8 protein-coding genes are annotated in these 12,419 nt (G+C 61.6%); 2 read left to right on the top strand and 6 right to left on the bottom strand.

Annotated elements, in window-relative coordinates; all coding sequences use genetic code 11:
• Positions 1–211: 211 nt before the first annotated feature.
• From GVV77_RS14260 to GVV77_RS14240, 5 genes are all read right to left on the bottom strand, one after another.
• Complete coding sequence (locus GVV77_RS14260; protein WP_159619439.1) at positions 212–1,198, bottom strand: hypothetical protein; 987 nt, start codon at positions 1,196–1,198, stop codon at positions 212–214.
• 358 nt (positions 1,199–1,556) lie between these two features.
• On the bottom strand, positions 1,557–1,721 hold the full coding sequence (locus tag GVV77_RS14255; RefSeq protein WP_159619437.1) for a hypothetical protein: 165 nt from the start codon (positions 1,719–1,721) through the stop codon (positions 1,557–1,559).
• 187 nt (positions 1,722–1,908) lie between these two features.
• Positions 1,909–2,172 carry a hypothetical protein gene (locus tag GVV77_RS14250; RefSeq protein WP_159619435.1) on the bottom strand — a complete coding sequence of 88 codons (264 nt, stop codon included), beginning with the start codon at positions 2,170–2,172 and terminating at the stop codon, positions 1,909–1,911.
• A gap of 99 nt (positions 2,173–2,271) precedes the next feature.
• Entirely contained in the window at positions 2,272–2,772 is a 501-nt protein-coding gene (locus GVV77_RS14245; protein WP_159619433.1) for a hypothetical protein, read from the bottom strand.
• A 309-nt stretch (positions 2,773–3,081) separates the two neighbouring features.
• Positions 3,082–4,158 carry a DNA methyltransferase gene (locus GVV77_RS14240; protein WP_159619431.1) on the bottom strand — a complete coding sequence of 359 codons (1,077 nt, stop codon included), beginning with the start codon at positions 4,156–4,158 and terminating at the stop codon, positions 3,082–3,084.
• Between the two features lie 422 nt (positions 4,159–4,580).
• Between GVV77_RS14240 and GVV77_RS14235 the strand changes: the two genes are divergently transcribed.
• Both GVV77_RS14235 and GVV77_RS14230 read left to right on the top strand, forming a co-directional pair.
• On the top strand, positions 4,581–7,385 hold the full coding sequence (locus GVV77_RS14235; RefSeq protein ID WP_159619429.1) for a hypothetical protein: 2,805 nt from the start codon (positions 4,581–4,583) through the stop codon (positions 7,383–7,385).
• 239 nt (positions 7,386–7,624) lie between these two features.
• Entirely contained in the window at positions 7,625–9,187 is a 1,563-nt protein-coding gene (locus GVV77_RS14230; protein WP_159619427.1) for a DNA polymerase, read from the top strand.
• A 175-nt stretch (positions 9,188–9,362) separates the two neighbouring features.
• Here GVV77_RS14230 and GVV77_RS14225 read toward each other — a convergent pair whose 3' ends face one another.
• Positions 9,363–12,404, bottom strand: coding sequence for a type I restriction endonuclease subunit R (locus GVV77_RS14225; protein WP_246199836.1), 3,042 nt, complete (start codon positions 12,402–12,404; stop codon positions 9,363–9,365).
• Positions 12,405–12,419: the final 15 nt, after the last annotated feature.

Genomic DNA, 12,419 nt, shown 5'->3' with positions numbered 1-12,419 from the left:
GCGACATCGGAGCAGTGAAGGTCTTTAGCAACAAGTTCTCGGGAATCCGTTTCACCCATCAGTCCGTCGGCGTGGCGACTGAGAATACCCTGGCATTCGGTGTCGGTGGTGAGGATGAGATCTAGCACGGAAACTATGTGTGCGGCCCCGGCCGAAAAGCTCTACAGGGCCGGCACCCACCCGGATGCAACCCGGTTTCGGTGTGCTGTCGTCAGGGCTGAAGGTGCTCGTCGCACCATGCCGCGACCGCCCTGCAACTCGTGACAATGTTGCGCGTAACGTACATTCGGTGGATCCACTCATCGAATTGCTCGAGGATCTCCCGCAGATGGGCGACGTGCGAGGCCGCGTCTGTTGCGGTATCAGGCGCACCCATCGCCAGAAGTACATCGGCGTCCGGCCGGAATCCTATGCGGTGGTTGCCCCCTTCTCCCAGAAGGGTGCGATCCGGTGTTGTGTACAAATTCCTATGGGCTTTTAACGGGATGCCGTCGTCCAAGTCCCTATGGCTCTGGGCCCACAAGGCGACCCTCGCCCTCGACACTGAGTCGTCTAGTCCCCGTACTAGGTGCACGGGCAGGCGGGGAAGGGATGACGCCTGCAAAAGTGGCTGAACATGCCGCTGGAAATACCGCCATTCATCCTCGACTGCATCGGCAGCATATTGCACCAACTCGCGGCGTCTGTCCTCTAGATGTCCTACTTCGCCCGAGTTTAGTGCTGCTGCCAGCTCCCGTTGGTACGTCATCCGCGCTACCGGCAGGTGCGACCAGTCTTGCAGCTCGGTCGGAAAGTACTTCAGCAGCCGCCGAATTCGATCGCGCTCATCCTCTAGAAAACTCACATCCTCATCAAAGTAATCCAGATTTCCGATCAGGTAAGACGCAAAGTTTGCTAAGCGCTCGGACGATTCCTGGGCTTCTCGTATCGCCCGCAGTCTCGCAGAGCGCTCCTCCTGAACCGTGAGCAAATAACGCAGGATGAGCAAGGCCACCGGTATTCCGAAGCAGGCGGTCGCGATGGCCGAGATGACGTTGACCGTAAAGGGATAGTCCTTCCACGCGCCTGTCCTGTCTGCCCGCCATCCAACCCAGATGCAGACAGAACCGATGCCCATCAGGGCAAACGTGAAGTCCTGCGCCACCGGACTTAGTTCGTTCCACCGATCGCGGATCCAATGACCTTTTCCCTCGCGCATCGGCGCTCCCATCTCTGGTGCAAGCAGGTCAGTTCGCCTATGACCAGATTGCACCCCGGCAGGGAGGCCCGCTAGAGATTGCCGAGGGTGGCCCGCACTGTGGTGCCATTAGCCCTCGCGCTCCGAAAACCTGGCCACCTCCGCCGGAGGGCCTCCCGGGACGGCCAGGAGGCCCGATTGGCGGGGTTAGACGCCGGTCAGGGCCAGCTTGGCCTGCTCGGCTTCCTCCCGCCGGCGGATGTCCTCCGGGGAGGTCGAGGCCAGCTTCAGGAACGACTCCAGCTGCACGATCTCGATCGGAATGGCCCGGCCGGCGAGGTCGGAGTAGATCCCGATGGTGCCGCGGAGGACCTCCTTATCATCGCGTGGATCGCAGGGCCCTCATCGAGGCCCAGTTCGGGGCCACCGATTCACCGCCCGCGATGAACGCAGTGGCGGTGATCCGGGACATACGCTCCGGGGTCGGCTCGAGCTTGAACAGCTGCAGGGCGGCCCTCGCCTCGTCGGCATCCTCGATGGCCATGACGACGCCGCTGATGTAGCCGGCCAGGCCCGCCTTAAGAGGGTCAGTCCACAGTCACCTGGGGCCCACTGCCGGTGCGTCGTGGGTGGTGAAGGGGTTTTGATGCCATTGATGTCGAGCACCTCGGCAGGTGCTTCGCCGTTCTTACGGACCGAGTGTGGCGGCTGGTCATCGGTGAGCCTGTTCCTCACGACTCCCGCAGTGCTTTGAGCTCGTCGAGGATATGCCGGGTCGCCCGCGCGAAATCTGCTTCCTGCTCGGCGGTCGCGCTCCGGTCCAACGCGTGGAGGTTGTAGTCGCTGGTCTGGCCGTCATGCGGATTGGAGTCACGCTCGGGTTGGAAGTCGACATTGTCCTTGTGCCTTTCGATCCACGCAGCGTGAATCTCCCCAAGCTCCCAGAGAAGTTCGGCCCTGCGGGCCCCTCTCTGCTCAGGTGTCAAGGGTGTCATGGCCTAAGCCCTTTCGCATGTCGTCTTGGAAGAGCGGAGTCGAGTCGGTGGGTCCATCGGCTTTCACCACCATGCGGGCCGGTGCCTTCGCGTGCAGAATCAGCCGGTTCCCCGGCCACCCTCGTCCAATTTCTTCCTTAGCTGTGCGCGCCAGTCGTAGTACGCAGATCTGCCAATCCCCACTTGCTTGAGCGCCTCCTTCAATGGGACCCCACGCGCATACGCTTTTTCGACGTCAAGGACTTGCTGGAAGCGCCGGTCCTGATTCGCCTGAATCCTTAGCCGATGGGTCGATCTGCCGATGATCCGTCGCGCGCGCCGCCGCTTGGACTCGTAGGTCCCGCCCGCCGGGAACTGCATCTCCCGGGGGCCGTCAGCCTCGCCCCACCACACATGCCGGAGGAGGGTATTCTCCGGGTCAGCAACCCTCAGCGCCTCCGTCAGAACAGCGATCCGTTGGAGCAACGCGTTCCGAGCCGACATCTCGGCGGTGTTCTCCGCAGCGGTAGCCGGGCTTAGGTGCTCCGGGTTGACGCATATTCTGACGCCGCACATGTGGTGGATCGCAGAAACCTCACTGTTGTCGTACACGAAGTCCATTTTGGCGAGCCAAACGGCGCGATGAGCGAGACGCTGCGACCTGCTTCGCCCTATGTAGGGGTAGCCTTCTGAGCGGCGGGCACCGTTCCACAGCCAACAGCCAGTCTGCCGATCTCTCGTGCACCGGCTTTCGATGGTCTCGAGGAACAACTGCTTGTCTTTAGTCCTGAACGCTCGTTCCAGGGGACCAAGTCGGCTCAAGGGATCCATGCTCATACCGCCGACCCTATGAGGCACCACCGACATTCTTGTTTCGATGCCGCGATCCGGTCTTTTAGTACCCAGTTCACTCACGAAGCGGAAGTTTCTTCAGCCTTCGGGCGAGGGCCCGGTTACGCTGCCAGCCCGGGCCAAGCGCGGTCGAACATAGTGTTCGATGAGCTCGGACTGCTGTTCGATGAGGACGAATGCGCGCCCCGCCAGTCGAGCAGCCTCGGCGGTGGTCCCCGAGCCGCCAAAAGGATCCAAGACGCTGTCCCCAGGTTCCGTTGCGACTTCCAAGATTCTTCGGAGAAGACCTACCGGTTTGGCATACGGGAACGGGCTGATGCCGGATCGCAGTTGATCCTTATGTGCGTCTTCGTTTGTGGGGATGCGGTCGTCCAACCGCCATGACCAGACGTTGGAGACAACCTTTGCGCGCCCGCCGGCTGCGAGGTAGGACGGACGGAACGGCGGTTTCGGAATAAGAAACTGCGCCCCATCCTCGACCATCCTCTGAACCGACGCCCGGCTGTACCGGCTGGGCAGGAGCAGGCGAAGCGGCGAAGCATTCATGCCGCCGATCACGGCAACGTCCTCGAGTAGCTCGGCCGTTATGCCGGGCGAGGAGTGGTCGCCGGCAGGATAGATGCCATCCGGACAGTTGAAACGAACGGATCCGGCCGGAAACTCCAGCCTGGTCGGAGTGTTGCCGCGATGGGTCACCGGCACGCGCTTCCCCACCTCGGTCAGGCCGTCAGTGAATGGTCGCAACTTCCTTCGGTCCCTGGCATAAATCAGGAGGAAGTCCGTCGTACTGGCGAGATGCCGCCCCCGGATAAAGCTAGGCCGGCGGGTGCGCTCCCAAGTGATTGTCCCAACGAAGCGGTCCCTACCAAACACCGAATCACAGGCTGCCTGCGCCGCGCCCAGTTGTCTGTCGTTGACGTGCAACCAGAAGCTCCCGTCAGCGGTCAGCAAGGGCAAGACCCCGCTGGCCACATCACTGATCAAGGCGGCCCACTCCGTGTCGGAGCGGTGGTCCAAGAAGGGCCCGCGATCCGACCGGCCAGTGTTGTAGGGCGGATCAGCGTAGGCCAGCCGGAAGGTGTCTCCCCAGCCGGATGCAGCGAACTCCCGCAGAAGAAGCCGGGCATCCCCATGTAATACCCGGTCCCCATGCACCGACCCATTATTTCGGGCCGGGGAGGTTTTTCCGAATCGCCGCACACATGGATCCCAAGCGCGCAAAAGAGCACCAGTCGCCGCGCGGAAACAACGGATCAATGGAGGGCAATCAATGAAGAACCGGCTCGGTATGGGACACGTAACCCCATTCACAGATCATCACCAGAGCTTATTAGGGGAAAGCGGGGAGAAGGGGGTTGATTCGGATGCCCATCGACAAGAGAAAACCTTGTGCCGGCCCCAAGGAACTTCCACCGGACCTCCTAGGCAGAAACCCCAATAAACCCCCTATACCCCCACCAGGCATCCTAGGCGGGCCATACAACCCCCACGCACCGCCCCGCCCTGCCGCTCTACAGCCCCACACACCGTCGGCGTCAAACCCCCGGCTGCGACAACGTCACGAAGGACACGAGAACATGACTCACCCACAGATAGATCCGGCACAGCGGCTGGAGGAGACCGCATTAGAGCTGACGAAAGCCGGCTTCCTGATCCATGCGTTAGCCGCAGAGAAAAGGCCCGCTCACCCCAAAGGCTTCATGGATGGCGACGAAGCCGTCATACGGTCCTCCGAGGAGGCCCTCCTCAAGGTTGTGAAAAGGGAAACGACGGGTATTTCGGTCTTCGCCGGGACCAAAGCCCTTTACGAACGCGGCGGCAAATCGTTCATCCTCACTGCCTTCGAGTTCGAGGGTAAAGCGAGCGCTGATCCGGAGTTCTGCACGGAATGGGACACCGCCGTTGAACGCTTCCAGTTCACTGAGGCGTGGTCCCAGCTGGATAACGGGTGGAAAGAGCGCACTCCCTCCGGCGGCATGCGCTGGTTCTTCGGGGTGGAGGCCCCTGACAGTGCATATGCGGCGGAGCTCAAGGGCGTCAGCGGTTCATTGGCAGTCCGCCGCGGCGGCCAGACCTACGCGGAACTGCTTGTCGGCAAGGGCTCCATTATCGCCGCTCCTTCCTACGGTGCCGTACACGCGACAGGCAAACCCTATGAGCGGGTGTCAGGTGGTCCCGACGCCATGCCGTTCCTCTCATTCCGCGAAGTCAATGAGTTGTCAGAACTGCTCGCCGAAATGGACGAGATGCCCAGAACCAAGCTAAGCGAGATCGTTGGCCCGAATCTCCTTGATGGCCGCCAGCGGTCGATGCTTTCGCAGTACAACCGCCAAGTTTCGGATGATGAACTGGCTCAAATGATTGTCGATGCTGGGTGGAAGCACCACGGCAAGGACAAGTCCGGCACCCACAACCTGTCGATGGCCGATGGGCACGGCTTGGTTCAGGTGGGCGGTCCACGCCACGAGGGCGCTGCCTGGACATTCTCGACGTCTGCTACACCCCTCTGGCCAGAGAAGCACATGCGACCGGCAGACGTGCTCTGTGTTCTTCGCTTCGGCGGTGACTACGAAGCTATGTTGGCCAAACTGCAGGCGGACGGCCTAGTGCGTCATGAGCCTTGGCCGCTGGGGGTCCGTCGCCTAACTGAGGTCCGTGTCGAGGACACGAACCGGAACGTACTGGCGATGCAGATAGGCAAGGCGCTTCAGGAGGCAAAACACCCCACCGCCCGAGGTATTCCGTTCGTTCTTGCGCTCGTGCACCCGAAGGACGGCAGCATGGTTGCACCCATCTCCCTTGGTACCGAGCACGAGCTTCGCCGCTGGCACCCGACCCAGCGTGAGACGCTGCTCTTATCTGTCGTACAGCCCGTCAAACGGGTGAAGAAGGAAGTCAAGTACCAGCACGGTCTTCCCTCCACGATCATCGAGGCTGTCCTGCCAAGCGGTCGTGTGCCGGAGGGGATGTCGGCAGTGCGCTACGCGGCGACGGAACCGGTTCTCTTACCGGACGGAAGCACCGTGAGCGCCCCCGGGCATCACCCGCTTCAGCACGCGTTGGTAGCGATCCCACACCGAGAACGCGCGTTCTGGGCCGCGTACAAGGTCCCGGCGTCCCCGACTCTCCCTGCTGTGCAGTCGGCCGCAGAGTTCGTCTTCGACGAAGTCCTAGTGGACTTTCCCTTCGAGACCAAAGGGGACAAGGTCCGGGCTCTGGGTTATCTGCTCACCGCCGCCAGTCGAAATCTTTACGGACCGTGCCCTGGTTGGCTTCTTGACGCTGCCGAGCGGGGTACCGGGAAGTCGCTCCTTGCCGGTGGGACGCGCTACATCGCCAACGGCTCATCCGCCTATACCGGTGTCGGGTACTCGCGGGATACAGACGTGGAGACTACAAAGGCTGTGGTGGCCGGTGTACTAGCGGGCACAAAACACCTGCACGTGGATGAACTGCCTCGCGGTGACCGGGTCAACTCTAAGGTTCTGATGGAACTCATCACCGCGGACGGCTCCACCCGTTGGCGCGTATTGGGGAGCTCAACAGAGGTGTCCATCCCGCCGATGCTCATCACGGTCTGTGGGAACAACGTTGAGGTCGGCGGCGACAGCAATCGTCGATTCATCCCCATCCGTATGGTCAACCGCGATTCAATCCTCGCATTCGAACGCACCGGCTTCCGCCACGACGACCTCATGACGTGGATCAAGCAGAACCGCCCACAGTTGCTGGCTGCCCTCCACACCATCCTTGCCTATGGTTTGCAGCACCCCGTTTCGCTTTCCTCCCTGCCTAAGGGGTACGGCAGCTTTGAGGAGTGGATGACCGTACTGGGCAGCTCCCTTTACTACGTCGACGTGAGCGGAACCCGGGCCATCGAGCTTTTCTCGGAGGGGCGCCGGGAGTTCGTCGAAGAGAACGACGACGAAGCCGACGAATGGGCGCCTCTCATGGAGGCCTGGGTTAAGCGGTTCGGCGAAAATCAATACGTTACCGCCAAAGAAGCGCATGACGCGTTCAGCGCCACCAATCGGACTGCGCTCGACCTTCCAACCTCCCTCCTGCCCACGCTGGGCGTAAGTGACGCGGGCCTGATCAAGTCCTGGGGAAGAGCTATCTCTGCCCGTCGCGACACCTCGGTGCCACACGCCGGTGCCATCTATCGCTTCGACGTTCGACGGGACGCCAAGCGTGGCAACAAGTTCCGCGTCTACACCGTCCTGGACGGTGCAGGCGTGCAACCCCTCCACGCGGTCCAGCCTGCAGCTTCAGTCACCACAATCTCGTCGCCTGTCGTCCATGTTGCTTCGATGCACCGAGGCGATGAAACACCCAAACCGGAAGTTGAGACCGGCGACGTCACCGATTTCGACGCTGCCTGAAATCCCGAAAGCAAGGACATCACATGACACATGCGCTTCCGCACGCCCAGGCTCGCGCCGAGGGCCTAGCCACGGTCGTATACCTCGCCCACGGCACCACCCCCGGAGTTTTCGCCGAATGGCTCTCGCTTCACCCAAGCGGTCATCTCGCTATCGACGTAGAAACTACAGGGCTCGACCTTCATGCCCCCGGGTTTGCAGTTCGTCAGGTGTGCTTTGGGACATCGGAGGGGCACGCGGTGATCATCGACGGATCTGACAAGAGCCTGGTGATGGCATGCATAGGACTGGCCGTGCGGAGCGGCCGGCAGCTGTGGGCCCACAACGCAACCTATGATGCAGGTGCTCTTTACAAGGCGTATCAGGCGCGGCTTCGCAATCTACGATGCTCCCTGACCTTGGTGAAGACCTTCGATCCGGACATCATTGACAGTCGTCGCGGTTCACTCAAGGATCTACGGCCCGACACCCGCGCCGCTCTCAGCAAGCTGGCTCATCACTGGTCGCAAAAGACCGGACAGCCGGTCGACATTGCCCGGGATCGGTCATGGGTCGCGGCCGCCGTCGCCGGCATGCAGCCCGATGATTCGGTTCTCCTTGAATACGTGGCCACCGATTCCGTTGAGTGCGCGCGCCTCGTCGCCGAATGGGCGGAAGCCGTCGGTGCTCCCAGCGAGGAATGGGACCTGGGCTTGATGGAGACAGAGGTAGAGGACGTCTGGCGTTGGCCAGCTGCGCGAGGGTACAGAGTCGACCGGGACATGCTTGAGGACAAGATGCGCGAACTGTCGACCAAGCGGCAGGAATCGGTAGAGCGCTTCGGTATCGATCTGACGACGAACAGCCATGCCACGAGGCAATGGCTCGCCTCCCGTGGCATCCGAGTGCAAGACCGCGAAGGCAAGGCGACGCTCTCCCACAAGCATTTTGGGCGTGCGTTCGTGCCGAAGGACGCCGACGATGACTGGCGGGCGTTCAAACAAATCCGAGAAGCGGCCGGCACCGCCAACAAGCTCAACGAGATTGCCGAGAAGCAGGTCGACGGGAGGATCTACCCGACGATACGAGGTATTGGCGCACAGACGGGTCGCATGTCGATCAGCCGACCGGCTATTCAAAATCTCCAAGGGTCGCTGCGGAGCCTCCTCGTCGCCGAACCCGGCCATGTCCTCGTAGGGTGTGACCTGAACCGGGTGGAGCCCTGCGTCATTGCAGCGATGAGCCAGGACGCGGACCTCATCGAAGGCGTGAAGGGGGACGTTTACACCGAACTTGGGGTGGCTGTATACGGCGAAGAATCCCGAGGTGATCCGAGCAGTCGGAAGATCGCGAAGACCGCCTTCCTTGCAATTGCCTATGGGCAAGGCCGAGCTGCGTTGGCAGCGAACCTCGGGCTGGCAGAGGGTGAGGCAGCGGGCGTCATCCGCCGCCTGAAGGCTTCCTATCCAGCCATGACCCGCTGGATGGCCGGGATCAAAGCCGATGCGTCGAACGGTCGATCGCTCACCACGGCCTACGGCCGACGTCTGCCTAGGACCCCGGAACACCCATATCGTGCGGTCAATTGGGTAATTCAAGGCACAGCCGCTGACCTGTTCAAGAGGAACACCCTCAAAGCTGCAGCGGGGCTGCACCGTGACGCGCTGTTCCTGCCGGTGCACGATGAGCTCATCGTGCAGGTCCCCCGTGGTGAGGAGGAGAAGGCTATGGCGGTGCTAGAGGACGCCATGACCTCCGAACTCCATGGCGTACCGATCGGCGGGACACCCGTCATTCTCGGCGACCAGTTGGGCCACGCCTGATGGAGTTGTCGCAAAGATCAATCAGCGCAGCTGGAATGACCTGGGCTGCAACTGGCGCACCCGGAAAGCCCACGCCACCCGGATCAGCCGAACCGAAGCAGACAGGATCCTCGTGCGCCGGCAGCTGAAACGAGGCCCATCGTTGCCCGGGTCATCATCGAAGCGGGTGCGTGCTCTAGTAGTTCCCGGCCACGTAGGCGTAGGCGTGATCGAAGAGCTCGCCCTGCAAAGGAAGCCCGTAGTGGCGTAGCACCTTCAGGATGGCCGTCCGTACCTCTCGGTCGCCGCGCTTCGTGTTGTTCCACCCGTCCCAACGGACTGTCTTGACGATCTCGTCGATGTCCCGCACGACCTTCTCGAGGATGACCGGGGCGCCGTCGGGTTTGAACTCCTCGAAGATCTGGGTGAGTGCTCCGATATGGGGGTCAGGCAGCAGGTTCAGGCCGTCCAGACCAGCTTCGTCTTCAGCCTTCTCTGCGGCCGAAACGTCCCTCGCCAGGTTAAGGATCTCCTGCAGGAACGAGATCGATTCCTGGGCTTTTGCGAACTGGCGTTCTCGAAGGCGCTCAAGACGCTCTGACAGGGACTGGTAGGCAGCGTGGGAACCGTTGGGTCCCTCGAGCCTGCGCTTCAGGCGCGCAGCGATATTCATGATTACATCGCTGGCAGTGAGGACGGTGGACTCACCTGGCTCGTCATCGGTGATGACACCGGATTCCAAGAGGCGCTTGAGCGTCCCCTCGTCGGCGATGACGACGTCGACACCCGTGTCTTCAACGGAGACCTGGCCAATGTGGCCGTGCACCAGCTCAAGAGTTTTTGCGCCGATGCGGTGCCAGAGCAGGTCGCGCGTGGTGTCGGCCGGGAGGACGGAGGCGTAGACCTTCGATAGCCACTTGTAATCCGCCTGGTGGGCTTCGAGTCGCTCGTTTGGCCATACGGCCTCCCAAATGCCTTGCACCACGCCGAACTGACCAGCAAAACGCTCCTGCGCCTTTGCATCCGGGATGCGGTCGTGGGCGGCCTGCAGGGCCTCAAAGGTGCTGGAGGTTCTGTCGATCCCGGCGAAGCGGTCGAGTGTAGTCTCTAGCTCGGACTCGAAAAGATCGATAAGTGTGCCGACGTCAAGTTCCTTGCGGGCGGTTTCGGGGTCGGCCGGCTTCATGGCCCGGGCGAACCCGTCGCCCAAGCCTACGTAGTCGACGACGAGGCCGTAGCGCTTCTCCTGGCCGGTTGCCGGGTTCTTCCAGTTGCGGTTCGTCCGGGTGATGGTCTGGAAGAGCGTGTGCAGCTTCATCGGCTTGTCGAGATACATGACACCTTCAATTGGAGCGTCGAAGCCGGTGCCGAGTTTGGAGGTGACAACAAGAAACTTAAGAGGGTCGCCTAGGCTGCGGAACCGGCCGAGCAGATCCTCCTCGGCGGCGTCCGTGAGTTTGTACTGCTGCCAGGCTGGGTCGTCCTTGGTGTTGACGGACATGACCACGGCGGAGCGGTCTACAGTCTGGGTCGAGCCGGCACGCTCCTTGAGAAGCCGGGTGAGCTCTTCTTGGTATGCGACGCATAGCGCCCGGTCGAAGACGACGACTTGGGCCTTCATGCCGAGCGGATCGATGGTCGAGTAGAAGTGCTCGATGATGTCGGTGCAGACCTTGGTGATGCGCTCCGGATTAGCGAAGAACGTTCTTGTGGAAATGGCGCGCGCCGCAACGAACTCCTGCTCTTCCTCTGACAGGCCTTCCTCCTGCGCCAGTTCATCGAACGCCTTATCGAGTTCCTCCCGGCGAATGTGAAAGTCAACGAGCCGTGGCGCAACGTGCATCGGAACAGTGGTGCCGTCGGCGATCGACCGGTCCGAATCGTAGGTATTCATGGCGTGGTTCGGATCCTCGGGATCGCCGAACAGCTCATAGGTATTGCGGTCGGCATCAGCAATCGGTGTTCCGGTGAAACCGAAGAAACGGGCGTTAGGCAGGGCGCGGCGCAGGTGTTGTCCGAGCATTCCCTCCTGTGTCCGGTGAGCCTCGTCGACAAGGACGACGATGTTCTCCCGCTCGTTGAGCACACCGGCGTTCCGGAACTTGTGGACGGTAGTGAAGATGACCCCGCGTCGGTCTTCTGCGAGAATCCTGCGGAGGTCGGTGGCCGTGGCGGGCGCTTCTAAAGCGGGCATGTCGGCCCGCTTGAACTGCTGGTACATCTGGGAGACCAACTGAATACGGTCAGCGATCAGGACGATTGAGGGATTCTGTAGGCGTGGTTCTTTGACGAGTTTGACGGCGGCGAACAACATGGCGAGGGTTTTTCCGGAGCCCTGCGTCTGGTGAATCAGGCCTTGGCGTTTGGACTGGTGCAGAGCGCGGGCGTGGATGGCAGCCACTGCCTCGACCTGTGGGTAGCGAGGCACGATCTTATGGAGGGTGGGGGATTTCGAGTGGCGGCCCTTTAGCTCGAATGCGGTGAAGTCGTTTACTACTGACAGCACATTGGCGGGGGAGAGTAGAAGCTCGACGGAGCGTTTCACGCGCGGCCAGCCGGCGGGGACGATGTCCTCAGTCGTCTGGCCCCAGACGCCCCAGTGATCGATGTCTGTACCGACGCCGCCGAAGTGGAGTTCCTTTCCGTCGGTTGCCACCGAGAAGGCGTTGGGCACGAAAAATTCGGGCCACCCCGGCTCGTAGACCGTGTGGATTTCCTTTGCGGCGTTTAGCCAGGTGACCTTTACCTGCAGGCGCGTCTTGGTCTCGATGACGACCATCGGGATGCCGTTCACCCAGAGGACCAGGTCAAATCGGCACTGGTGGCCGGGCGTCCCCATCGTGACCTCCTCGGAGACGACAAGGGAGTTGGTGCTCGGCGTCGTGAAGTCGATGAGGCGTACCGGCTCGTAGCTTTCCCTGCCCTGGAATTGATGCGTCTTCTGGCCGCGCAGCCACTCGAGGAAGTGCTGATTGGATGCAACAAGACCGTCGTCCCGGGCCGCGAGCGTGATTGCCCGAAGCGGGCCGAGGACCTCCGACGCACGGGATTCTTCCTCGGCGATCGCAGGGTTCAACCGCGCCAATGCAGATATGAGGTCAGCTTCGATGAACGTGTCCTCGGTATGGCGATCCAGTAGGCTGCCAGGGATATGCTTCCATCCGGACCTGACCAGCAGATCCAGCACAGGCGCCTGCACCGTGCTCGACTCATTGAAACCTGCCACCAGGGCCCCCATTCCGATTGCAATCCT

The sequence above is a fragment of the Arthrobacter zhaoguopingii genome (assembly GCF_009828605.1).
In the GTDB taxonomy this organism is placed as follows: Bacteria; Actinomycetota; Actinomycetes; order Actinomycetales; family Micrococcaceae; genus Arthrobacter_D; species Arthrobacter_D zhaoguopingii.
The sequence above is the reverse complement of the archived record's forward strand: the minus strand, read 5'-3'. Positions and strand labels throughout refer to the sequence as shown.